The sequence below is a fragment of the Peribacillus deserti genome (assembly GCF_002863585.1).
Lineage (GTDB): Bacteria > Bacillota > Bacilli > Bacillales > DSM-1321 > Paraperibacillus > Paraperibacillus deserti_A.
The window spans coordinates 1-23,902 of record NZ_PGUY01000020.1 but is presented as its reverse complement, the minus strand read 5'-3'; the positions used below and the strand labels follow the sequence as shown (position 1 = coordinate 23,902).

The following is a 23,902-nucleotide window of genomic DNA, read 5'->3' as shown; positions in this document are numbered from 1 at the left end:
TCAGCGGAAGAATTACAGGCCTGGCCAAAGTGTTTCTCCGATTTTCAGTACTTTTAGCATACCGCTATCCATTGCTTCTTTTTCCCAATGTGCTATCAGTCTGTCCAGTGCTTCCGGGCCGGTGTCATCAGCAAGCCGGTATGCACCGTAATGCATCGGAATAAACAGTTTCCCGTCCAATTCCTTAAAAGCCTTAATAGAGTCCTCAGGGTTTATATGCGAAACAGACATGAACCATTCCGGCTCATATGCACCAATCGGCATCAACACAATATCTATGTCAAAACGGGAAGCAATCTCTTTAAAACCGCGGAAATAGCCTGTATCCCCAACAAAATAAACAGATCTTGCAGAAGGATCGGCCTCCATGATCCATCCTCCCCAGTGCGAAGTGTTTGTATCCGTTAAAGAGCGTTTGGTCCAGTGCTGGGCAGGTACAAACGATAACTTCAATCCGCGGTGCGAAAAAGATTCCCACCAATTCGCCTCTACAATATTCTTGTACCCTCTTTTGGCAAACGCCCTCTTTAATCCTATCGGTACATAGAAAACAGGCGTTCCCTTTAACCGCTTAATCGTTCCAAAATCCAGATGGTCATAATGTCCATGAGAAATCAGAACAATATCTATCGGCGGCAGCGACTCAATAGGCAGGCCCGGTTCAGTCAGCCTCTTCTGGACACCCATTCTCCCCGCCCAGACTGGGTCTGTAATAATATTCAACCCAGCCATCTGGATCAGAAAGGTTGAGTGGCCGATCCAGGTGATGGAGATCTGCAATTTATTTTGATTTAAACGAGACACTTCCTTATTTTCCGCTTGGGGAATCTGGACACTTAAATCTTTCTTTTTTCCGCGCCGCTCTTTTGACCAGCGCAGCATGTCCTTGATGCCTTTTGTATTTTCAATTCCATCTAGATTAGAATAAATTTCCCGCTTCATCTGCATGCTCCTCAATAGGTTTGTAAGCACATTAAAACATATTTTTTTCCTCATTCAAATAAAAAGGTAGATTAATCCATCCCCTATAGTGGTACAAAGTAAGAAACGAACGTAAGGGAGATGAATGTTTATGGAAACAACCAAACAAACATATTTCGTAGACATATCCAGCGGGGAGATTCTTGAAGCACCAATAGACGGAAGCCCCAATTTTAGAATTTTTGCGAATGAAGAAGATCTGGCAGAGCTGCAAATGTGGTTCACTCAAAACTATGACGATGATATGAAAACCTTTGTAAGATCACATATTCCATATGTTGAACCGCATATAGCCTCCCAAAACGACAAATACGAATCGTCCCTGAAACACATCTACTCCATCATTTATAGATTAGGCGACGAAGAAGCACGGAGCTTCATCGAACAACAGAAAATACTAGACCTTGACTTCCAGGCACCAAATGAAGATGTCCAAAAATTAAAGGAATAATTAGGGGGACTGTCCCCCATTTCCCAGAGCTTGCAGCCCAGTGTCGGCAAGCTTTCTTCGTGGGGACAGTCTTTATTTCCCAATCAGCCGATCTGTTTTCCTAGCTTATGATTTTTGCTTATCACCTTTACAAAGAGGTCCACGTAATGTGGATCCCACTGTGTTCCTTTTCCATCCTTTAGAATGGAGAGAGCTTTTTCTACAGGCATTCCTTTTCGGTAGGGTCGGTCCGATGTCATGGCGTCATATGCATCAGCTACTGCCATAATTCTTCCGAATAAAGGGATGTTTTCTCCTTTTAACCCTTCCGGATAGCCTCTCCCATCATAGCGTTCATGGTGATATTTGACACCAGGAAGCAGCGGCTTCAAATCATTTGGAAGATTGACCTGCTCAAGTATATTGGCTCCTATGACCGGATGCATTTTAATCTGGGCGAACTCTTCGTCGGTTAACTTGCCTTCTTTTAGCAGAACATCATCTCTGATCCCGATTTTTCCGATATCATGCAAAAGTGATGACTTTTTTAGCAAATCAATCTGTCCAGCCGGCAGCCCGGCCACTTCACCAATTAATACCGCATATTCCGCGACACGGTTTGAATGTCCAGCAGTATATGGATCCCTTGCATCCAGAGTTGCAGCAAAGATTGTATAAAAGCTTTCCAGGAGAGAATCATTTCTCTTATCTCTTTCCCTGATCCCCCGTACCATGGTGTTAAACCCCTTAACTAAGGTGGCATACTCATCCGAATAGATATTAACGATGGGGTCGAGATGACCTTCCTCCACTTTTGTAAATCGCTGCTTTAATACTTCAATCGGTTTATTAATATTTTCATATAGCAGCAGGCTGCTGAATGCAGCCATAGAGACAATAACGGCAAGAATCGTCAAAGCCCATTTCCAGTAGGCGCCTATATCGCCTGCACTCGACTCATTCAACTGAATACCTGACGCGAGGACAAAAGCCAATATAGGGAAAACAGCAATGAACAATGAGCTGTATATCAGCTTTCCCTTGATCGTAACAATATGTCTGTGCGGTAGCGGCAGTTTTTTACCATATTCCTCTGATCTACTAAGAAGATCTGAAACCACAGGGATAATGGAACGGCAGGTTAGAAAAAATTCAATCAGCGCATGCATAACAGCGACCAGAATGGCTCCTACCCATGCCAGTCCGATAAAATACAAAGGAAAATCTAAATAACCCATTTTAATAAATATATAGGCAGATCCACTTGCAGGGACTGACAAACCACATAAATGAGGACCCATTATTCGTTTTACCGTTAAGACCGGGAAACTGTGGATGGCATGAAAGGCGTTAACAAGACTTCGGTAAGATGCATGCCCGCGTTTATAAAATTCACGCAGAGGCTTGATATGTTTCACATAAAAGACATATTCACATACAATCATAATCAGCGTGGAGAACATCATGATCCCGAGAAGATACCGTATCTCATCGGGCGACAGGGTAAGGGTATGAAAGATAAAAAGACTTCCGACACCAAAGACAGCGATGAAAGAGCCTAAAATATAATTAAAAAAAGTTCTTTTTTGAAAAGCTATATAAATATGCAAAGGATGTACTCTCCTGACTAAATTATGGAAACTAGTAATAGAGTATACTCTGCCAGTCTGATTGTCTATTTATTTTTATAGAAAAAACCAGGAAGCTGGGCTCCCTGGTGATGTTCAATCATTTATTTCATTTGTTATCAAGATTTTCAGATTCCCAAGCTTCAATATGTTTAAGCCCTGGGATCGTGGTTGAATAAAAAACTGGGTTCTTCCCCTGCTTTTTTTGCATGGTGTAATCAGCAAGTGCGGAAAATGCTATTTTGCCAAGCAGTGTGATGGCAATAAGGTTAATAATGGCCATTAACCCCATGAACAGGTCGGCGATACTCCAAACAAAAGTCAGTGGAGCAAACGAACCAAATGCGACCATAGCAATTACAGCAATTCGATACGTATTTAACCAAACTTTATTGGACTTCATAAACTCTATATTCGATTCCCCGTAATAATAATTACCCACGATAGAGCTATAAGCGAATAATAAAACAATGATGGCGAGGAAAATTCCTGCCCATGAACCGATTGAAGTTTCTAGTGCATTTTGAGTCAGCGCAATTCCATCTGATTCTTTGGACGTATACAAACCGGATAATAAAATGATAAAAGCGGTCGAACTGCAGATGACCAATGTATCCACAAAAACACCAAGCGACTGGATAAGGCCCTGCTTTACAGGATGACTGACCTCTGCTGCAGCTGCGGCATTGGGAGCGCTCCCCATTCCCGCTTCATTTGAAAATAAGCCGCGCTTTATGCCATTGACCATGGCAGCGCCCAGCGAACCGCCGGCAACTTCTTTAAGCCCAAATGCATTTTGGAAGATTAAAGCAAATACACCCGGTACTTCACTGATATTGGTAATTACAATGAACAGGGCGATAAGAATATAAGCTCCTGCCATAACAGGAACCATCAATTCAGCAACCTTAGCAATCCGCTTGACTCCGCCAAATATAATGAGGGTCGTTACCACACATAAGATCACAGCCGTAATGGCTGGATTTAAACCAAATGATCCTTCAAAAGCACTCGTGATTGTATTAGCCTGTACAGAATTAAATGCAAGACCGAATGTAACCGATATTAAGACGGCAAAAGTCATCCCCATCCAGCGTGCATTCAAGGCCTTCTCCATATAATAGGCCGGCCCGCCGCGGAAGCTCTCTCCGTCTCGTACTTTGTAAATCTGGGCAAGTGTACTTTCAATAAAAGCAGTTGCAGAGCCTATGACCGCAATCAGCCACATCCAAAACACAGCACCGGGTCCTCCAGTAGTGATGGCAATGGCAACCCCGGCTAAGTTCCCTGTTCCTACTCTTGAAGCAGTACTTATACAGAATGCCTGAAAAGAAGAGACACCTTTTTTATCATCACGGGCACCTTCTCCAAGAAGCCTGAACATCTCACCAATCATGCGGAACTGAACAAATTTTGTCCGGAATGTAAAATAAATCCCGACTCCAATCAATAGTACAATTAAAATATAAGACCATAGATAATTATTCAATGTCCCAACAATTGTTTCTACAAGTTTCATAGCTCCTCCTAGATGTAATAGTCTATTTATGCTATTTATATTATATCAGAAAAACAATATCTTGTTGATGCGGGCAGGAGCTTACAGCCAAGAAGAGGCAGATTCCTACAGAAGGTGACTTCAACAACTATATCCTTTCCCACAAATGAGAGGGTATTAAACCTGGAAAAAATATACATACTGAATTCTCTCAACGCAAATCTTACGTAATTTCACTAAGCATTCACTATCGGCGAAAAAAACGCTTAGCAAGGAGCATGACATGTACTTTAACGCAATAATTTAAAAACATTTCAGTTTTTCGAACATCAGCTCTGAATTTTTAATAAACGCTCTTTTCTAAAAGATTGTTGTTTTTTTATAGTTATGTGAACCTTCCTTATTGTTAAACAGGTTGATTGGAACGTAAGGTGCGAGACTCCTGCGGGAGCAGCGTGACAGGTGAGACCCCACAGGCGAAGCCGAGGAGGCTCAGCGCACGCCCCTAAGGTCCGCGAGCATCCTGTAGTGGAAATCACCCCCTTATTCAAAAACAACAAAGTTTGCGAAAACAGCCTTAATAAAAGACTAAATTTTATATTCTACTCTGGAAACACTCCCTAAAATAAAATACAAAAGGGAAACCCTTATACGGTTTCCCCTTCCCACTCTATTAGTCTTTACTTTCTTTCAATCAAACTTAAAGTAATTGCGCTTCAACAACCGCGGCTGGGCCATCAGCTCGCTGAAGGACATCACTTGAGGAAGAGTCTTGGTGTCTATTAAAAATAATTGGTCCTCAATTTCTGTTACGAGCTCATCGCTCTGGTAATTCATACCGCACTCATCGCAGGCAATGGTCGGCGTTTCTTTTATCTCAATGGTTCTCGTACCATCCGGAAGCTCCCAATAAACGGCAGCCGTTCTCATTTCAGCACCATCTGATTCACACCATACACAACGCATCTCTTTATTCCCCTCTGCCGGTAACGGCTGCTTTTGTCTGCTGGGCAAGAAATTTTTTCTGTTTAAGCTCGTCTCTTTTTTCTCTCTTGCTCTTTAAGCTGACATGTTCAGGATTTTCTTTATACGATTCTCTTTTATCCAGACGTTCGAGTCCTTCGGGGACAATATTAAACTTGGAATCATCCATCACGGATAGAATTCCCGTACTATTGTAATTTTCGTAAACATCTGGGTACTTCTCTTTAAAATACGCATCTGCTCGACCTGCCTGATATTCCTGCGGTTCCGGATATGAGGTAATCACTCCTTCAAAGTTTCGCAGCACAACCTTGCTTGCACTCTGAGAGATGATATAGTTTGGCTGCAGCGGGATTTTGCCTCCTCCGCCAGGTGCATCCACGACAAATGTAGGAACCGCATATCCCGACGTATGTCCCCGGAGTCCTTCCATAATCTCCAGCCCTTTACTGATCGGGGCCCTGAAATGGCCTATTCCTTCGGATAGATCACATTGATAAATATAATAAGGGCGGACTCTGATTTTCACGAGGTCGTGCATCAATTTACGCATGATCGGGACACTGTCATTGATCCCGGACAGAATGACTGCCTGGTTCCCTACCGGCACCCCGGAATTTACGAGCATTTCACAGGCACGCTTGGACTCTTCCGTTATTTCAACTGACGTATTAAAATGTGTATTCAGCCAGACAGGATGATATTTTTTCAAGATATTGCATAGATTTTCGGTGATCCGCTGAGGGAAGACTACAGGAGCCCTGGTGCCAATACGAATGATTTCCACATGCGGGATCCCTCTTAAACTCTTAAGAACATATTCGAGCACATTATCATTTATTAACAGACCATCACCTCCGGATATCAGCACATCCCTTACCTGTGGTGTATCACGGATATAGGCAATTGCAGCATCGAGCTGTTTTTTCGGGACACCCATGCCAATCTGCCCGGAAAACCGTCTTCTGGTACAATATCTGCAGTACATGGAACATTGATTGGTCACTAAAAATAAAACACGGTCAGGGTAACGGTGGGTCAGCCCCGGTACAGGGGAATCCTCGTCTTCATGCAGAGGATCCTCCAAGTCATATCGTGTTTTGTTCAATTCACTGGTCAGGGGAACGGACTGCATCCGGATCGGGCATCTGGGGTCATCACGGCTCATTAGGGACGCATAGTAAGGAGTAATATTCAATGGAATGGTTTTTGTTGCAATTTGGACCCCTTCTTCTTCATCGGGCGTAAGGTTGACTACTTTTTTTAGATCCTCGAGCGTTTTTATGGTATTGGTCAGCTGCCAGATCCAATCATTCCATTGTTCTTCCGTTATATCCTTCCATAATTCAATTTCACTCCAGTGCCGACCAGGTTTGAAAAGATTGTATTGCATGTACATCCCTCCAGCTTTTATTGGCAAAAATGACTCGACCTGCAATCCGCGGCTAAAAAGTTCGAACAGAAGAACCAGCTAAGCTCCCGTTATAGTTCTTTTTCCATATAATACCGATCCTCTCCGGCACCAAACTCTGACTTTCGTGTTTCTATGATTTGATAGCCGGATTTCTCGTAAAGTGTGACAGCTGCCTTGTTCTTTAAGCTGACCGTCAAACAAACGGTTGAAAAGCCATCTTGCTTTATGATCGAATGGACTTCTCCCATGAACTTCTTTCCGATTCCCTGTCCTTTTTTATCTGAACGAACATAATATCCGAAAATATAGGCTTTTGAAGGCGATTGATAATCACGCATTATTTCGCATACAGCTATAGGCCTTGAATCTCCCTCTTCTTTGTAAAAAATTATTTTCCCATACCTTGCAAGCGGAACAAGTGTCTGTTCATCCACCGCACCTAAGCCGGGAAATGCATCCACTTCAAGCTCCATCAGCATTTGCAGCTCTGTTGGAGAAAGCTTTGCAGGTACTTCCGTGTAAAAAGAATTACCTTTTCCATCCATTCAAATATCCTCCCTGCTAAGCTCAAAGTTTACAGCTCTAAACGGCCACATTTCCTCTGGAATATGTTTATAAGAAAAATTGGAAAGGTCGTTTGAGGCTGCACCGGGAGCATCAATATAGATTACCCTGCTGATCAGCGGGTCAAATGCTGCCCGGAAGTGATTCTTTACTTTTAATCCCATAATTTTATAAGAAGTGGGTTCAATGCCGATATGCCTGAACATTTCAGGATCATTGGCTGACAGCGCTCTTCCAATAATCAATATATCCAGATTTCCGACTGAAATATACGCTGCTCCCTTGGCATCCACCCGCAAATGTTGGTTAAAGGGACCGCTATTATAAAAAATTCCGTCTGATATCTCACGTACCCGGGCCCTTACTTGCACAGGAAGACCGAATTCCGGTGAAGCCTTGCCTCCCAGTGAAAGATTTACCTCATTCCCTAAGCCGGCTTTTTTGCACAACGCGAAGGACTCAGGATCCGTCAAGCCTCCAAACAGTGTATCTTTCATATTCAGCCTTAGCATTTCTATCAGCAGCTCGGTGGTATCGCCGCTGCCGCAGCTTAAGGGGTTATCCGCAATGTCGGCCAGTACTACAGGCTTATCGGCTTTCTCTTGTAATGCCAGCTGTATTCCCTCTTTTACACCGGGCAGTTCCTGGATGAATTCTTCTTTTACTTGCCACAATTTCTTAGCAAGCTTTCCAGCCGCCATGACCGCACACCTTTTGGTCTTTGCAATTGTAAGGATACTTGCACCTACCACGGGTACATCCGAATAGGGAAATCCGCCAAAAACAGATGCATTAATCAATTCATCTTCCTTCTCCAGTTCCTTTGCCATTTCCATAAGTGTGTACATCGGTCCTTCAGAGGTCCTCATATTGATGGACGGCGGCATCATGGGCAGTTTGATAAAAGCGGCTTCGGCCTTTACTCCTTCTGAAAGGTGCTCCACAAGCGCACGGGCAGCATTTACTCCCTGATCATACATGTCAATATGCGGGTACGTTTTAAAACCAAAATGGTAGGGTGTGAGTTCTATCATTTCAGGGCTTAGATTTGCATGCATATCCAAGGTGGTCGCAATGGGAGTTTCCTCACCCAGAAAGGTTCTTACTTTGCTGAGCAGCAGAGTCTCAGGATCCGGAACTCGTTCTGCAACCATCGCTCCGTGAAGCGCAAGCAGCAATCCGTCAAGCCTGCCCGCCTCACCCATCAATCGCAGCAGCTCCTTCTCTATTTCGCTATAAGTCTCATAAGCAACTATTCCGGACGGAATGGCCGCTGCACAAAGCAGAGGAACAATCTCCATCCGATGATCAGCAGATAGAATGTCAATAAACCCGCCAACTTCCGTTTTCGTGCCCCTATAAGCTTGAATAATTTCCGCTCCTATAAAATAACCCTCATCCCTAAAATCCATTAAAGTGGTTCTTCCCGAAACAAAACTATGAGACTCGTGGTAAATAAAAGCAATGCCTACCCTAAGCTTTGCCATTTTGAGCACCTCATGCCTTTTATTAGTAATTTATATAAACAGATTTCCATTCTGTCATGATATCAAAAACATGGTGAGATACTTCCCTGTGGCCGTTGCCAGATTGTTTGGTACCCCCGAAAGCTACACCTATTTCGGCATTGGAAGTTCCATTATTGATATAAACTAAACCACTTTCAATCTCCCTTGCTCCTCTGTGAGCGTAATGAAGGCTTCCGGTAAATAATGAAGAAGAAAGGCCATATTCCGTACTGTTATTAATATCAATTGCGTCGTCAAAGCTGTCTGCTTCGATGAAAGCGAGAACTGGACCGAAAATTTCTTCTTGGGCAGCCCGGTGGTCCCTTTTTACATTACTCAGAACAGCCGGCTCGAAGTAAAAGCCTTTGTCAGTTGAAGCACGTTTTCCTCCGCATTCAATTCTCGCCCCTTCACTTACAGCAATCTTGATATATTCCTCTGTGGTTAGCAGCTGCTGCATATTTACAAGCGGCCCTATGTCCACTCCATCTTCAAGGCCGTTGCCCCATTTAAGTTTTTTGGTTTTACCGAGCACCTTTTGCAGGAGCTCATCATGAATGTCTTTTTCTGCAATCACCCTGCTGGCGGCTGTACATCGCTGTCCGGTCGTGGTGAAGGCAGATTTCACAATCGCTTCTGCAGCCAAGTCCAGGTCTGCATCTTTAAGAACAATGGCGGCGTTTTTTCCACCAAGCTCCAAAGAGACTCGCTTTAATGTCCTGCTGGCAGTCTCTGAAAGCTGAATGCCCACTTCCGTTGAACCTGTAAAAGAAATGACTCTTACATCCTTGTGCCGGGCTAAGTGAGCTCCTACTGCGCTGCCGGAACCTGTGATCAGATTCAGGACACCACCCGGAAGCCCGATTTCATGGAACACATCCGTGAACAGCTGGGCGGATAACGCCACTTCAGAAGCCGGCTTCCACACGACAGTGTTACCGCTCACCAGGGCGGCGAGAATCTTGTAACCTGCCATTGCCACCGGGAAATTCCAAGGTGTAATACAGGCAACTACCCCCAATGGTTCCCGGATCATCATAATCTGGCGGTCAGGGGCTCCAGATGCTACCGTTTCTCCAAAGAGACGGCGGCCTTCCCCCGCCATATACTTACACGTTTCAATCACGACGCCCACTTCACCAAGAGATTCCGCAAGCACCTTCCCCATTTCGCATGTCATCATGGCGGCAATTTCTGTTTTTCTCTCTTCAAAAAGCGCTGCTGCTTTCCACAAATATTGGGCCCGCTCAGGCAGTGGTGTATGTTTCCAGACCTTATAAGCTTGTTTTGCACTTTCAACCGCCTGGTCTACTTCTTCAGGGGAAGCACTCGGACACGATCCCACACTTTCACCTGTTGCTGGATTTATGCTATCAAAATAACGATCCCTGCTCCCTTTCACCCAGTCTCCATTAATATATAATCCAAGCTCTTTTGGTCCTAAAAAAGTCTCCTGCTCCATCATTATGCCTCCTTCTTAAAGAGTCTCTTTAATTGCCGATTCAAGCCGGGAAAGTCCTTGTTCCAGCACATCTTCTTCGATATTCAGCGGAAGCATCAAACGAATCGTCTGGCCATATACACCGCAGTTCATGATTAGCAGCTTATGTTCCAATGCTTTCTGTTTAATAAGGGGTACTGCTGAAGGAGCTATTGATGCTTCAAATTCAATGCCGATCATCAGTCCGATACCACGAACTTCTTTTACACCCCGAAGGCCATTCAGGCTGGCTTTAAGCCTTGCCACAATTGTTTCACCGAGCTTGCTGCTGCGTTCAATTAAGTTTTCCTCCTGCAAAACCTTAATATTGGCAAGAGCTGCTGCACAGGAGACTGGATTTCCTCCAAATGTCGAACCATGTCCGCCTGCTGGCCATTTCTCATGCAGCTCCCTGCTGGCCACAATTGCACCAAGCGGCATACCACCAGATAATGCCTTAGCCAGTACCAGAATATCCGGGGTGACTCCTGAATGCTCTGCTGCAAACATTTTTCCTGTGCGGCCAAAACCCGTCTGGACTTCATCAAAAATAAGGAGAATTCCATGCTGGTCGGAAAGCTTGCGAAGCTTTTTCAGGAATTCAGGCTGTGCTGGAAAATACCCTCCCTCGCCCATTACGGGTTCAATGATTATCGCCGCCACCCTTGAAGGATCGATCCGGAGATCAAAAATTTTCTGTATTTGACTCAGACAATACTCTGTCACTTCATTTTCGTTCACACCCTTGAGCTGTCCGGGATACGGATAAGGAGCATGATATACTTCACCCAGTATAGGCTCGTAAAATTTCCTGTATTTTGAACTGGATGCTGTAATCGCTGTCGCCCCCATCGTCCGGCCATGAAAAGACCCTTCGAATGCAATAATCCCCGGTCTTCCTGTCACTGCTTTTGCCAGTTTTATGGCACCATCAATCGCTTCCCCGCCAGAGTTTGAAAAGAACACAGTATCCAGATTTCCAGGAGTGATCTCGGCCAGTTTTTCAGCCAGGTTTACTGCTGACTCATAATACCCATAGTTCAGCCCAAAGTGGATGAATGCCTCTGATTGTTTTTGAATCGCGGCTACCATTGCTTCATGGGCATGGCCTATCGCATTGACCGCTACTCCCGAGACAAAATCAATATATTCTTCACCTTCAGCCGTCCAAAACCGCGCTCCTTTGGCTCTATCAATCACCATTTCTGTCACCCTTGTCATTACTGGTGATAAATGTTTTCTTGCTTTTCCCTGTATTTCTGCCGTTTTATTTTGCAGCGTCATCTAAACCCCTCCTGATTTCCTCAATAGCCAGAAGCATGGAATTCTCTAAGATTTGAACAAGTTCATCCAGCTCATCCTTTTTACAATTTAATGGCGGACTTACGATAAGGTGGTCCCCCATTTGACCATTAATCGTTCCGTTTCCAGGATAAAACACCGCACCCAGCTCCATGGCTTTTTCATTTATCCGTTCCGAAAGCTGAAGGGAGGGTTCAAAGGGGGTGCCCGCTTTATCAGCTGAAAACTCGATACCAAGCAGCAGCCCCATTCCCCTGACATCATAAATAAAAGGGATCCTGGTCTTCAGATCTATTAATTTATCAAACAGATATTTTCCTGCATCTCTCACATTTTCTAGGATTTTTTCGCGTTCATAGATCTGCAGAACGGCAAGGCCTGCGGCAACAGATACCGGATGTCCGCTGTATGTATAGCCGTGGACGAATTTTCCCTTGCTGTTTTGCATCAGGCCATCCATGATACGTTCATGTACAATCATTCCTGCCAGGGGTGCATAGCCGGCAGATACCCCTTTTCCAAATGTGATGATGTCAGGAATTATGGAAAAATGTTCAATGGCAAAATTTTTTCCTGTACGTCCAAAACCTGTCATCACTTCATCGGCAATCAAAAGAACATCGTACCGATCGCAAATCCTCCTGATTTCCTGGAAATAGGATTCGGGTGGAACAACAGAACCGAGCTGGCTTCCTGTAATGGGTTCAGTGATAAATGCGGAAACATTTTGCGGCCCTATTTCTAGGATCAATTGTTCCAAGCTGGCAGTACATGACCAGTTCTGCGTTTTGTCACAGTCTTTCTTTTCTCGTTGAAATGGGCATCTTAGGCAGTTTGGGGAGTGAATATGCTTGAAATCCAGTAAATTTGGTGTATATACCTGCCTTCTTTTAATATCGCCACCGGCTGAAAGCGAGCCAAACGTATTACCGTGATAAGACTGCCATCGCCCAATCACCACATGCTTTTCTGGTTTTCCTGCGTCTTTGTGGTATTGTCTAGCCAGTTTAATGGCACTTTCGTTTGCCTCTGATCCCCCTGAAGTAAAATAGACTTTTTTTAAAGGATCGGGAGCAAGTTTAGCTATTTTCTCTGATAGCTCATATAAGACCGGGGTCTCAAACCTTAACGTATGGACAAATGCCGCTTTCCCTGCTTGTTCAGCCATAGCCTCTGCAATTTCCTTGATCCCATGGCCAAGATTGGCAGCTACTGCTCCCGAACAGGCATCGAGAAATCTTCTGCCATCCTCGCTGTACAAGTAAGGGCCTTTCCCATGGGTAATGATTGGATACTGCTTTAATAAATCACGGTGAAACACATGGTCATTTCTCATTATTTCTTCCAACGTTCCACCACCATTGCGATACCAAGGCCCCCCGCTGCGCAAAGGGTTGCAAGCCCATAGTTCTGTTTAGTTTTATGGAGCTCATGGATAAGTGTGACAAGAATCCGCGCACCGCTGCATCCAAGCGGATGGCCCAGTGCGATTCCTCCGCCATTTACATTTAGTCTGTTCCTGTCGAGCTCCGGCCAATGCTTTAAGCAGGCCAGCACCTGGGCGCTGAACGCTTCATTGATTTCGACAAGATCCATATTTTCCATTTTCAGCCCTGCTTTTTTAAGAGCCTTTCGTGACGCCGGCACAGGACCTAGTCCCATTTCTTTTGGCGATACTCCAACAGAAGCAAAGGAACGGATTTTTGCTAGCGGCCTAAGCCCCAGTCTGTCTGCCTTTTCCTCAGACATGATCAGGAGCATGGCTGCACCGTCATTTCTGCCTGATGCATTTCCTGCGGTAACAGTTCCCTTTTCCGAGAATACCGGAGAAAGCTTCGATAATTTTTCATGGCTGGTTCTCCTTGGATGTTCATCCACAGCAAACAGATTAACTTCTCTTTTACCTTTTGAAACGGGGACCGGAACAATTTCTTCTGAAAAACGGCCGCTTTCGATGGCTTTGAATGCTTTTTCCTGGCTGCTTAATGCAAATTCATCCTGTTCCTCCCTGGTGATTTTAAACGTCTCCGCAAGCCATTCAGCGGTCTGCCCCATATTGAACGATCCATAGATGCCTTGAGGCTGAGAGCAAAATTGGCTGCGTATATTAGAATCGTAGAGCGTTAAATCACCTGGTTGTATGCCCAGCCGGTTCCCTGTAAAATAAAAGGGAGCCTGCGACATGTTCTCGACCCCGCCTGCAAGGACAACCTCGGACTGCCCGGTCAGGATGGACATTACTCCATTTATGACAGCCTGCATTCCGGATCCGCATTGTTTTTGAACCGTATGCCCGGTTACTGTCTCCGGGAATCCGGCTGTTAACGCTGCTAATCTTGCAATATTAGGGGCATCCGCGCTTTGCTTTGTCTGTCCTGCGATAACCTCATCGACAATGGAGGAAGAACACCCTGTTCCGTACAAAGTCTTATTCATTACCGCCGCAAGAAGATCCTCGGGTTTGGTTTCTGCTAATGCTCCTCCATATCTTCCTATCGGAGTTCTCAGAGCACTGACTATGACAGGCATCAGTCTGCCCCCTTTGACTCTGATTCCGTTTCAATCAGATTTTCTTTTATGCGGAAATAGGCATCTGTTTTAGCCTTCACTTCAGTTAGGCTTACTCCAGGGAAAAGTTCTGTTAAAATTAACCCCTCTGCATCCACATCAAATACGCATAGCTCCGTGATGATTATATCTGCCGGTCTTTCTGATGTAATGGGATAGTGGAGGTCTTTTACTATTTTAGATGCACCATTTTTAGCCGTATGAAGTGTTGTGACAATAACTTTTTTTGATCCTTCCAGGAGGTCCATTGCGCCTCCTACTCCAAGGACGCTTTTGCCTGGGACAGACCAATTTGCAACCCTCCCCTTTTCATCCACTTCCAGAACACCGAGGATAGACACATCAATATGCCCTCCCCGGATCATTCCAAAAGAGGAGGCGCTGTCAAAGTAAGAGGCACCCGTTTCTACCGTCACAGGGAGCTTGCCAGCATTCACTAAATCCTTATCCACTTTCCCCTCTAGGGGAGTGGGCCCTATTCCAAGAATCCCGTTTTCTGAATGAAGAAATACCTTGATATGATCCGGAATAAAATCTGCTGCCAGCGTCGGAATCCCAATTCCCAGATTAACGATGTCCCCATCCACCAAGGCGGCGGCTGCTCGTTTTGCAATGACTTCTTTAGAACTCATGTGTCATCCCCCCTCCTTCAAGACTAAAAAATCAACGAAAAGATGCGGAGTCACAATGTTTTCTGGACAAAGCCCGCCTGCCGGTACAATTTCATCTACCTCAGCAATCACGATATTTGCAGCTGCAGCCATAATTGGATTAAAGTTACGCGCTGACTTTGAATAGATCAAATTGCCAAGTTCATCTGCCTTTCTGGCCTTTATCAAAGCAACATCAGCCCTCAAAGCCTCCTGCAGGATATATCTTTTATCCGAGAACACTCTTTCTTCTTTTCCTTCAGCTATCTTTGTACCGGCTCCTACCCCAGTGTAAAATGCAGGAATCCCCGCCCCTCCTGCCCGTATTGCTTCAGATAAAGTTCCCTGCGGCAGAAGTTCAATATCGAGCTCTCCTCTGTTGAAGGCTGCCGCTACATCAGGATTAGAAGTGAAGTATGATCCAATGCCTTTTCGCACTCTTCCCTGCCTTACTAAAGCACCAAGGCCTTTCCCGGGTTCCCCCAGATTGTTGCTGATTATTTCAAGATCCGTTACAGATGTCGCGAGGAGTGTCTCAACAAGGGTCAGCGGGCATCCTACCAATCCGAAACCGCCTACCATCATACGGCATCCGTCTTTAATGTAATTCATTGCCTCTCCGCGCGTGATTAGTTTAGTCAAGCTCCTCCCCCTCTCATATATGGATTCATATTAAATCCAGGCATACATAAAAAATTGAGCCTGACTTTCAAGCCATGAAAAACCATATAGATTCTCCAATACCCACTAAAGTCCGCTCAAGCATCAAATCGGTTCCAGGGCGGGCATCATTGCCTTCCGGATGCCGCCTATATACTTACACTTTCTTCCTACAACAAATGGCCTTCCTTATATCATTCTATCTCCCGTTCTACGAAAATATTAATTATTCAAGAAAATTCCTAAACACAGGCAGCCATTTCCCTGTTCGTGCAGGACCCGACGATTTTACAGATGAATGCTCCCTTACCCGAGAATCATTAAATAAGCAAATAAAAAAGGACCTCTAAAGGTCCATCAGTCCACCAATCTTATATAGACGCCTTTTTGAGATCTGCGCAGAGCTTCCTCGTTTAAACAGGTTATTTTTCTTGAAATCTCAGATCCTCTTCTAATTCCATTTTTATGATAAACCAAAGGGTCAATAATCCTTATTTTTTTCTTCGTGTGGTAATGAAAGTTCCGTTCATCTTCCACCATATCTTTTGATAACCTGCCGATCTTAGCTTGAATAACCGGGTCTTTGGATGAGGTCAGCGTCTTCCATACTTCCGCATCATTTTTTCCAAGTTCGGAGACAGTAAGGATTTGTCTTAACAGCGCCTCTGAAAGCACATCTGATAGTACAGCATAACCCAATACATTTAAGGGATCCAGAAAGAAATCAATCACTTCTCTATAGTACGTCTCGACAAACCATTCGGCGGCATCTATATGTGAAATACATATCTTGTTCTCTTGAAGAGTTAACTCCCTAAGAAAGCTGGCCGCCTCTTCAATTGTAATCTTATTATAGGTAACTAAATCCCTCAGCGTGTAATCGATCCGGTCAGCACATAAATCTGGCAGGGGCTTCTCCAAAAGCGGCCACTGGTCAATAGGCAATATTTCGTCTGGGGCATACCCGTGTTTCTGAAGGATACCGGGTATCTCTGAAGTGCTAAAAATGTCGGGAAAGATTTTATCATGATAATCCTGGTCCTTGTTTTTCATAACCAGATCAATCACATGGGAGAAGGCTGTATGGGAGATATCATGGATCAAGCCGCCTATCTGTTCCCTTATGGACCCTCCTAATTTCCTGATTAAAAGCATGACTCCAACCGAGTGCTCGTATCTGGTGACATTCCACTCCGGGTTAACCAGATAGCTTGCGCCGCCCTGGTGAATATTTTTTAATCTCTGTACAGCACCTGTTTCCAATATATCAAGAAGAACCTGTTCTAAATGGAATTCCCCATACAGAAAATCCTCTACATTCATCATTTACTCCTTCAAGTATCCATCGGCCAAAAAGCGGTTCTTTAATTCGTTTGTCGGCAGCATGCATTCATTTTTTTTGCCGAACCACTTATAGCGGTTCCTTGCAATTATTTTGTAAAAGAAATTCCTTAGAGGCTTTGGAATGTAAAGAAGGAATCTTGCAGCCTGCAGGACTCCATCAAGCTTGGAAGCAATGCGCAGGGCGGCATCTGAGTATAGGTATGCAGAGTCTTTTTCCAAAAGGATAATAGAATCCACTTCTTCCCCTATTCCATGGCGTTTCGTAAGCTGCCGGCCTATATCCGATTGAAGGGAGGCAAATGAGAAATAGCCCTTTTTATCTCTTTTCACTATAAACTGGACGGCAGAATTACAAAGATTGCATACGCCATCAAACAATATAATAGATTGATTTTCCTGCATTTACTCACCTTCCATCATAATTAAATCAATCTCCGGGTGATAAAGGTATTCGTCCAGATTGACTTTGTTATCCTGTATGATAATACCTTCCGCTTGCAGTCGTTCTTTTTGCTCATCCGCCCCATCCTCACTTCTGAAGGCGATCTCGCCTTTTGCATTAACCACCCTATGCCAGGGAAGCTCATATTTTTCAGACATTGAATGAAGGATCCTGACTACCTGCCTCGCTCCTCTGGGACTTCCTGACAGTCTGGCGATCTGTCCGTACGCCATCACCTTTCCTGGAGGAATCCCCACTATAATAGAAATAGCTCTCATCGTAAAGTTATTCAAAAGAATGGCACTTCCTTACACTCTATTTACTCAGAAACTTACCAAGGTCATCATGAAGCTTTTCTGCCTGTTCATATCCTTGCTGATAGAGCCGTGAAAGCTTGTCCGGGTTCCGCTCGACTCGTCCAACCGATAATTTTTCTTCAGGCCGTATGATGAAAATTTCCCCTTTATCTTCTTTCTCTTCAATGTAAGCCAACGTTCGATTATATGTAATATGGCGCTCCAGAATGGCCTTCACTAAACCCTGATGAGGGCTTCTTTTCTTCAGCAGCCAGCCGAATGACGGTTTCCCCTTTTGGTAGCCTTTATTGCGGGTTAACACCACCACGTTTTTCATATTCCCGTCAGCTTCGGATTTCCTGATTGGAATGGGATCAGCAATTCCTCCATCCATAAGCAGCCGCCCATCAAATTCGACTTCAGGAGCCATGAAAGGGAGAGAGCTTGACGCCCTTAATATGGTTAACATATCTTTTTCATAATCACTTTTCTCAAAATACACCGGTTCGCCAGTCGCACAGTCAGTTGTGCCCACAACAAACTTTTCCTGTGCGCTGCCGAATGTTTCAAAATCAAAAGGAACTAATTCATTTGGCAGTTTATTAAACAAAAAATCCATCCCGAATAATTCCCTGCTTTTTAGGTACCGTTTAACGGAAATATATTCCGGGTGGGTAATATAATCAATATTGACGATCCGGTTCCGCTCGATCTGCCGGGAGATATAGGAGGAACCGTTGCAGGCACCTGCCGAAACACCGACTACATAAGGAATATAAATATCATTCTCCATCAAGTAACGAAGAACTCCCGCGGTGAATACTCCTCTCATACCACCGCCTTCTAAAACTAATCCTGTTTTCACGTCATTCGCCTCTTTTTTATCACTCATTTGACATACTTTACTGGTTTTCTGTTCAAATATAATTTTATAATGTAAGTAGTTTACCATATAAAGTACTGAGCTTGTCTATTCGGGTGTTTTTAGTAGGCTGTTTTCGCAAACTTTGTTGTTATTGAACAAGGGGGTTGATTTCCACTACAGGATGCTCGCTTTCCGCGGGGCGGGCGCTGAGCCTCCTCGGCTTCGCCTGCGGGGTCTCACCTGATCGAAAAGCGGAGGACGGTGCTTTTCAAGAAAAGATCCATCCAAAGGCTGAATGATGATCTTTTTTATTAGAGGCAAGACGCTAAAAGAAAAGCAGACACCTGACCGGCATAAGACTAGCGGCAGTAAAAGGCCGATTTTGCCTTTTAATGGCGATTGGCTTATGACCGAAGGTGTCAGTCCGGAGCTGGACATACCCGCTACGCCCGCAGGAGTCTCGCACCTTACGTTCCAATCAACCTGTTTAACAATAGGTTAGAATCTCATAACCATAAAAAACAACAATCTTTTAGAAAAGAGCCTTTTAGAAAGAAAAAAAATAAAGGAAAGAAGTGAGATCATGGCTTATGCAGTAGTAACTGGTGCATCCGCAGGCCTTGGGGAAGCGGCTGCCTTACAATTAATGGAGGCAGGAATTAACCTGATATCTGTATCAAGGAGGGAAAGTCAAAAATTAAAAGAAGCAGCTCATTCTGCCGGCCTGACTTATGTACATTTTTCCTGTGACTTATCCAAAACCCAAGAAACACTTTCCGTTTTCGGGAAAGTGCTGGATCAGGTTCTGTCCCAAGAAAAAGAAATTGTATATCTTATCAATAATGCCGGAGTCGTAAACCCGATAAATACCGTAGGCAATCTCGATCCGGAGGAAATCCAGTCAAGTATTCAGGTAAACGTAACAGCTCCGATTTTGATAACAAACCTTTTTTTGGAGAAAACGAAGGATTTGAGCGTTAAAGTTAACATCATGAACGTAACATCAGGGGCTGGCGAAAGACCGATACAGGGCTGGAGCATATACGGCAGTACAAAGGCAGCTTTGAATCTATTCACAAAAACAGCTGCATTAGAAGCAGAGAGCGGAAATGAAAATGTTATCATTAATGCATTCAGTCCCGGAATTATGGACACCGATATGCAGCAGACGATCCGCTCGTCAGATCAAGAAGCCTTCAGCGAACTTGATAAGTTTATCGGCTATAAGGAAAAAGGAATGCTAAGAAGCCCAAGCCAGGTCGGAAGCTGCCTAGTCAGCCTGCTTCTTGCCGAAGAACTTGGGAATGGGCAGATATATTATGTAAATGACTTATTGAAATAGATCTGTGAAGGTATTGCGCTTCGACCTTCTTGCGTTATTTATATCGGTCCACTGTTTCAGGTTCTTCATCAGGATGTAATCTTTTCTCAGACTGGTAAGCTGAAATAATCGTTCTACCTTCCATTATGGATGTAACATAGAAAAGGGCGGCTCACATAAGAGCCGCCCTCACTTGTTTAAACGTAAGATTTAATCTTTTGGATTTCTTTTACCCAGCCAAATGGATCTTCTACCAGGCCTGTCTGAATACCTGTTAACGTATCATACAGCTTTTTGGAAAGGGGTCCCGTTTCTCCACCATTCACAACCACGCTTTCACCTTCCCATACAAACTCTCCAACAGGTGAAATGACAGCAGCTGTACCAGTTCCAAATGCTTCTTCCAGAAGTCCATCCTTATGTGCCTGATACAGTTCCTCCATAGACACCTTGCGTTCGGTTATAGGGATATTCCAGTGTTTCAACAGCTGAATGATCGAGCTTCGGGTAACTCCATCGAGAATGCTTCCATTCAATTCAGGTGTGATCACTTCCCCATTCACCTTAAAGAAAACATTCATGCTGCCAACTTCTTCAATATATTTCTTTTCTACTCCATCCAGCCACAATACCTGTGCACAGCCCTTTAAGTTGGCAGATTCCTGAGCTTTCAGGCTTGCTGCATAATTTCCTCCTGTTTTCGCTGTCCCTGTCCCGCCTTTTACCGCACGGACATAGTCACTCTCTACGCCGATTTTTACCGGTTTGATCCCTTCCGAATAATAAGAACCTACAGGGGAAAGAATGATCATAAATTTAAAATGCCTGGACGGGGCTACCCCTAAGAAGGGTTCAGTCGAAATGACAAAAGGACGAATATATAGTGATGTTCCTTCTTCCTTAGGAATCCATTCATGATCTATATTAATTAATTCTTCTAATGCTTCGAGAGCAAACTCTTCATCTATGTGAGGAATACATAACCGATCATTTGATATATTTAACCTCTGGAAATTCTTTTCAGGTCTGAATAGCAGAATCCTTTCACCCTGGACATATGCTTTCAACCCTTCAAACACGGTTTGGCCGTAATGAAATACCATCGATGCTGGATCCATTGAGATAGGCTGATAGGGAATGATCTGTGGATCATGCCACCCTTTACCTTCTGTGTAATCCATCGTAAACATATGGTCGGTGAAGTTCCGTCCAAATATCAGCTGGTCTGACTGCGGCTTAGGTTTTCTAGTTGTGCTCAATTGTAAGTTTATTGTTTGGCCCTTCATTACATTGCCTCCTAAAAATCTAATAAGCCCTATTTTACTCCTTCTAAAAAAAAATTCAATGCTTTAACGGATAAAACTTTATAAATAATTAGAATTTTTAAATTTTTAATCATATAAAAAAGGTTAAACAAAATGTTTAACCCTTTCCTATTTCTCTTTTACAACAATAGCTGATGAAATCTTCCTATAAATACAGTCTTCAAGGTCAGAAGGAGTAAGAAATCCCAATGTTAAGGCCGATTTAATCTTTTCCTCGTGCGGCTTCCTGATCACCTGAATACAATCACCCAAATTTAAGCTTTCCAGCTTCTCTATGGTGGCATCCGAAATAAAACTTTCAGATTTCCGGATCTGGCGCTGTAATTTGTACCCCTCAAATTCCAGCTCTGCTTTTGTTTCAGGGCCGATATTGTCATCAAAGTACTCATGAAACTGCTTCTTAAGTTCTGCCATTTCTTTCTCAATGCGTTTCGATTTTTTATATAGTTCATGATATCGAGAAACCATTTCTTCTGTGACCCTATTGTTTGTCCCAGTCATAATTCCCTCCGCAAATGTGATTTAGTTCAGTTTATTTGCGTAAAAGAGAATTTATGACCATTGAGTTTGAACAAAAAAATCCTAACGCTTAGCTTCTTCAGGGCTGTTGTTCCAGCGCTGGATACCATCATCTTCATCCAGTTCAATGGTAACGTCAGTAACGCCGCGCTGTTGTCTCACCTGTTCTTCAATTCGATCCTTAATATCATCAGCCTCGGCAAAAGACATTTGCGGGTTTATTTCAATTTCAAGCTCCACGTGAAGTTCGTCGCCTTCCTTAATAACAACTACGTCTCCCACATCTTTTACATCAGGATCGGCCATCACCATCTCGCCAATTTTCTGTTCCATTTCATCATCAGATTCACCCAGCACACCGCGTGCATTATCCAAAAATACTTTACCGACTACCAGGAACATCATTAACCCGATAAGCATAGATGCAATTCCTTCCGCCTCATGAAAAGGAGTATAGTGAGAAAGTAGAACAGCCGCGATCGCCAGGAGTCCTCCCGCAGTTGCCACTGCATCTTCCATGAATACAAGTCTTGTTGCCGCCTTGCCTCTCTTAAAATTCGCCAGGCTTTTTGTAACAACAGAGAAACCACTAGCCTCAATTCCTGCATCATGAAGAATCTCTTTCATTGCCTTTATCAGAACAAACGTCTCTAAAATGGTAGCTGCAGCCAAAATGGCAATAATCAGGAAAATTCCTTTTGATTCGGCCGGATGAAGAATATGGTGATATCCCTCGATAATGGTTTCGTACGCCATAATTCCAACAATGAGTACCGCACCGAGCAGGACAAGATGAACCAGACGTCCAAAACCGCCTGGAAAACGATCGGTCGGAGCCCGCTTACTTAAGGCTGATCCCACAAACACGAAAAATTGATTCGCTGCATCACCAAGGCTGTGCATCGTTTCGGCAAACATAGCCACATTCCCTGTGAATAAATAGGCTGCACCCTTAATTATTGCAATAACCGTATTTACAATGGCTGCTGTTAATGCGGACCGATTGCCCTGCTTCAACAACTGAAATAATTCATTCATACGTTAACCCCTCTCTGTTAACACCGCTACTATTATTCTCTTTCCCGCCCCTTTCTATTAGAAAACATAGAAAGTATAACTGATGAAGTGAGAATTGTAATAGAGGAACGGAACTTATCATGTTAGGGCATAAAAGTAAACTCTGGTCACTCAGGGTCTACGCGGTATATTTTATGGATAATTTGCAGGATATTTAAAGTATTCATCGATCTGCTGCCATGGAGAGTAAGGTAACAGATAAGAGTTTAACTTCCTGCAGAAAGATATAGGTTTTCAGTTGAACGTTTTGATAAGAAAACAACACTGATATTTTTATCAGATAAAGAAATACCGATTTGGATGGATCATCTTTTTTATGCTGTGGCTGAGGGATTCTGCTAATATTGAAGGATTTAATGGGCAGGGGCTAAAGATATATAAGGGTTAGCTGCCTAATACGGAGGGCATTTTAATTAATATTATAGAAGAAGACTTTAAGTCTTTTTTTGGATTTAACTATATGGGGTGTTTGGGACGTTCTTTCAGAGGTTGTGAGTGTATGATCCGGAATTCTAGTTGAAGAAGGGGAATAATTGCCCGCTTTAGACGTTACTAGACAATTCATAATCAAAAAGAAATGGTTTTTTGAAACATAGTTAGTAGCCAGCAAGGGGTATGGTAACTTAGCATTTGGCACTATAGTATAACGGGTTCGCCAATACAAAACACTTGAGATAAGCATAACAAGTTCCTCTTAAGAATTTAGATTCGGCTTTAAGCTTAAAGGTCCTTTGATAAGCATACAGCTTCGGATTTAAGCATAAACATCTTTTGATAAGCATACAGTTCGGATTTAAGCATAAACGTCCCTTGATAATCATACAGCTTCGGATTTAAGCAACATAAACCGTCCTTTGTTAAGCATACAGCTTCGGATTTAAGCATAAACGTCCTTTGTTAAGCATAGAAAATGCAAGGATAAGCATAAAATCTTCCAACTAAAGCATAAAGGTCGAAAAGTTAAGCATAACACTCAAAAACTTAAGTCAAGTCCTCAATATTGTGTAAAATACTCTACCTTCGTTTTCAACTGTTTATTATTGTTC

At 43.6% G+C, this 23,902-nt stretch carries 22 protein-coding genes; 2 read left to right on the top strand and 20 right to left on the bottom strand.

The genetic code is table 11. The annotated features are described in order from the left end of the window. Positions 1–12 precede the first annotated feature (12 nt). Entirely contained in the window at positions 13–942 is a 930-nt protein-coding gene (locus CUU66_RS06905; protein ID WP_101640944.1) for an MBL fold metallo-hydrolase, read from the bottom strand. 130 nt (positions 943–1,072) lie between these two features. Here CUU66_RS06905 and CUU66_RS06900 point away from each other — a divergent pair, with 130 nt between their 5' ends. After that, positions 1,073–1,432, top strand: a complete 360-nt coding sequence (locus tag CUU66_RS06900) for a hydrolase (protein WP_101640943.1) — start codon at positions 1,073–1,075, stop codon at positions 1,430–1,432. Between the two features lie 83 nt (positions 1,433–1,515). On the opposite strand, the gene CUU66_RS06895 is transcribed toward CUU66_RS06900, so the two are convergent. From CUU66_RS06895 to CUU66_RS06820, 16 genes are all read right to left on the bottom strand, one after another. Next, positions 1,516–3,021 (bottom strand): HD-GYP domain-containing protein, encoded by a 1,506-nt coding sequence (locus CUU66_RS06895; protein ID WP_257967921.1) that lies wholly within the window; start codon positions 3,019–3,021, stop codon positions 1,516–1,518. Between the two features lie 127 nt (positions 3,022–3,148). Continuing rightward, positions 3,149–4,558 carry an alanine/glycine:cation symporter family protein gene (locus CUU66_RS06890; RefSeq protein ID WP_101640942.1) on the bottom strand — a complete coding sequence of 470 codons (1,410 nt, stop codon included), beginning with the start codon at positions 4,556–4,558 and terminating at the stop codon, positions 3,149–3,151. A 669-nt stretch (positions 4,559–5,227) separates the two neighbouring features. Further along, complete coding sequence (locus tag CUU66_RS06885) at positions 5,228–5,503, bottom strand: YokU family protein (RefSeq protein ID WP_101640941.1); 276 nt, start codon at positions 5,501–5,503, stop codon at positions 5,228–5,230. A gap of 4 nt (positions 5,504–5,507) precedes the next feature. After that, the gene (gene ablA / locus CUU66_RS06880; RefSeq protein ID WP_101640940.1) at positions 5,508–6,914 is read right to left on the bottom strand and encodes a lysine 2,3-aminomutase; all 1,407 of its coding nucleotides are present in this window, start codon (positions 6,912–6,914) and stop codon (positions 5,508–5,510) included. Positions 6,915–7,003: 89 nt separating this feature from the next. Beyond that, positions 7,004–7,480 carry a GNAT family N-acetyltransferase gene (locus CUU66_RS06875; protein ID WP_101640939.1) on the bottom strand — a complete coding sequence of 159 codons (477 nt, stop codon included), beginning with the start codon at positions 7,478–7,480 and terminating at the stop codon, positions 7,004–7,006. Beyond that, positions 7,481–8,986: a M81 family metallopeptidase gene (locus CUU66_RS06870; RefSeq protein ID WP_101640938.1), complete on the bottom strand. Its 1,506-nt coding sequence runs from the start codon at positions 8,984–8,986 to the stop codon at positions 7,481–7,483. Between the two features lie 22 nt (positions 8,987–9,008). Next, entirely contained in the window at positions 9,009–10,469 is a 1,461-nt protein-coding gene (locus CUU66_RS06865; protein WP_101640937.1) for an aldehyde dehydrogenase family protein, read from the bottom strand. Positions 10,470–10,484: 15 nt separating this feature from the next. Then, positions 10,485–11,771, bottom strand: a complete 1,287-nt coding sequence (locus CUU66_RS06860; RefSeq protein WP_101640936.1) for an aspartate aminotransferase family protein — start codon at positions 11,769–11,771, stop codon at positions 10,485–10,487. Further along, positions 11,755–13,137, bottom strand: a complete 1,383-nt coding sequence (locus CUU66_RS06855) for an aminotransferase family protein (RefSeq protein WP_101640935.1) — start codon at positions 13,135–13,137, stop codon at positions 11,755–11,757. Before CUU66_RS06855 ends, CUU66_RS06860 begins: the two co-directional genes overlap by 17 nt. Then, complete coding sequence (locus CUU66_RS06850) at positions 13,125–14,318, bottom strand: thiolase family protein (protein WP_101640934.1); 1,194 nt, start codon at positions 14,316–14,318, stop codon at positions 13,125–13,127. The genes CUU66_RS06855 and CUU66_RS06850 overlap by 13 nt, the downstream gene beginning before the upstream one ends. Further along, complete coding sequence (locus CUU66_RS06845) at positions 14,318–14,989, bottom strand: 3-oxoacid CoA-transferase subunit B (protein ID WP_101640933.1); 672 nt, start codon at positions 14,987–14,989, stop codon at positions 14,318–14,320. The genes CUU66_RS06850 and CUU66_RS06845 overlap by 1 nt, the downstream gene beginning before the upstream one ends. Positions 14,990–14,992: 3 nt before the next feature. Next, the gene (locus CUU66_RS06840) at positions 14,993–15,649 is read right to left on the bottom strand and encodes a CoA transferase subunit A (protein ID WP_101640932.1); all 657 of its coding nucleotides are present in this window, start codon (positions 15,647–15,649) and stop codon (positions 14,993–14,995) included. A 375-nt stretch (positions 15,650–16,024) separates the two neighbouring features. Then, positions 16,025–16,990 (bottom strand): HD domain-containing protein, encoded by a 966-nt coding sequence (locus CUU66_RS06835; protein ID WP_180955187.1) that lies wholly within the window; start codon positions 16,988–16,990, stop codon positions 16,025–16,027. 3 nt (positions 16,991–16,993) lie between these two features. Continuing rightward, positions 16,994–17,413, bottom strand: coding sequence for a thiol-disulfide oxidoreductase DCC family protein (locus tag CUU66_RS06830; RefSeq protein WP_101640930.1), 420 nt, complete (start codon positions 17,411–17,413; stop codon positions 16,994–16,996). Beyond that, a complete protein-coding gene (locus CUU66_RS06825) occupies positions 17,414–17,746 on the bottom strand; it encodes an MGMT family protein (RefSeq protein WP_257967920.1) in 333 nt (110 codons plus the stop codon). Between the two features lie 22 nt (positions 17,747–17,768). Beyond that, a complete protein-coding gene (locus CUU66_RS06820) occupies positions 17,769–18,641 on the bottom strand; it encodes a patatin-like phospholipase family protein (protein WP_101640929.1) in 873 nt (290 codons plus the stop codon). A gap of 556 nt (positions 18,642–19,197) precedes the next feature. Here CUU66_RS06820 and CUU66_RS06810 point away from each other — a divergent pair. Continuing rightward, entirely contained in the window at positions 19,198–19,956 is a 759-nt protein-coding gene (locus tag CUU66_RS06810) for a (S)-benzoin forming benzil reductase (RefSeq protein ID WP_101640927.1), read from the top strand. Between the two features lie 176 nt (positions 19,957–20,132). On the opposite strand, the gene CUU66_RS06805 is transcribed toward CUU66_RS06810, so the two are convergent. The 3 genes from CUU66_RS06805 to CUU66_RS06795 form a co-directional block, all read right to left on the bottom strand. Beyond that, on the bottom strand, positions 20,133–21,221 hold the full coding sequence (locus CUU66_RS06805) for a branched-chain amino acid aminotransferase (protein ID WP_101640926.1): 1,089 nt from the start codon (positions 21,219–21,221) through the stop codon (positions 20,133–20,135). Positions 21,222–21,368: 147 nt separating this feature from the next. Continuing rightward, positions 21,369–21,761, bottom strand: a complete 393-nt coding sequence (locus tag CUU66_RS06800; protein ID WP_101640925.1) for a hypothetical protein — start codon at positions 21,759–21,761, stop codon at positions 21,369–21,371. Positions 21,762–21,842: 81 nt separating this feature from the next. Continuing rightward, the gene (locus CUU66_RS06795; RefSeq protein ID WP_101640924.1) at positions 21,843–22,817 is read right to left on the bottom strand and encodes a cation diffusion facilitator family transporter; all 975 of its coding nucleotides are present in this window, start codon (positions 22,815–22,817) and stop codon (positions 21,843–21,845) included. Positions 22,818–23,902 lie beyond the last annotated feature (1,085 nt).

Coding starts and splice junctions, on each gene's coding strand:
- CUU66_RS06800 (WP_101640925.1), bottom strand. CDS start 21,761: ATGACTGGGACAAACAATAGGGTCACAGAAGAAATGGTTTCTCGATAT.
- CUU66_RS06885 (WP_101640941.1), bottom strand. CDS start 5,503: ATGCGTTGTGTATGGTGTGAATCAGATGGTGCTGAAATGAGAACGGCT.
- CUU66_RS06865 (WP_101640937.1), bottom strand. CDS start 10,469: ATGGAGCAGGAGACTTTTTTAGGACCAAAAGAGCTTGGATTATATATT.
- CUU66_RS06890 (WP_101640942.1), bottom strand. CDS start 4,558: ATGAAACTTGTAGAAACAATTGTTGGGACATTGAATAATTATCTATGG.
- CUU66_RS06875 (WP_101640939.1), bottom strand. CDS start 7,480: ATGGATGGAAAAGGTAATTCTTTTTACACGGAAGTACCTGCAAAGCTT.
- CUU66_RS06845 (WP_101640933.1), bottom strand. CDS start 14,989: ATGAGTTCTAAAGAAGTCATTGCAAAACGAGCAGCCGCCGCCTTGGTG.
- CUU66_RS06850 (WP_101640934.1), bottom strand. CDS start 14,318: ATGCCTGTCATAGTCAGTGCTCTGAGAACTCCGATAGGAAGATATGGA.
- CUU66_RS06900 (WP_101640943.1), top strand. CDS start 1,073: ATGGAAACAACCAAACAAACATATTTCGTAGACATATCCAGCGGGGAG.
- CUU66_RS06870 (WP_101640938.1), bottom strand. CDS start 8,986: ATGGCAAAGCTTAGGGTAGGCATTGCTTTTATTTACCACGAGTCTCAT.
- CUU66_RS06795 (WP_101640924.1), bottom strand. CDS start 22,817: ATGAATGAATTATTTCAGTTGTTGAAGCAGGGCAATCGGTCCGCATTA.
- CUU66_RS06835 (WP_180955187.1), bottom strand. CDS start 16,990: ATGAATGTAGAGGATTTTCTGTATGGGGAATTCCATTTAGAACAGGTT.
- CUU66_RS06830 (WP_101640930.1), bottom strand. CDS start 17,413: ATGCAGGAAAATCAATCTATTATATTGTTTGATGGCGTATGCAATCTT.
- CUU66_RS06805 (WP_101640926.1), bottom strand. CDS start 21,221: ATGAAGGGCCAAACAATAAACTTACAATTGAGCACAACTAGAAAACCT.
- CUU66_RS06810 (WP_101640927.1), top strand. CDS start 19,198: ATGGCTTATGCAGTAGTAACTGGTGCATCCGCAGGCCTTGGGGAAGCG.
- CUU66_RS06905 (WP_101640944.1), bottom strand. CDS start 942: ATGAAGCGGGAAATTTATTCTAATCTAGATGGAATTGAAAATACAAAA.
- CUU66_RS06860 (WP_101640936.1), bottom strand. CDS start 11,771: ATGACGCTGCAAAATAAAACGGCAGAAATACAGGGAAAAGCAAGAAAA.
- ablA (WP_101640940.1), bottom strand. CDS start 6,914: ATGCAATACAATCTTTTCAAACCTGGTCGGCACTGGAGTGAAATTGAA.
- CUU66_RS06820 (WP_101640929.1), bottom strand. CDS start 18,641: ATGAGTGATAAAAAAGAGGCGAATGACGTGAAAACAGGATTAGTTTTA.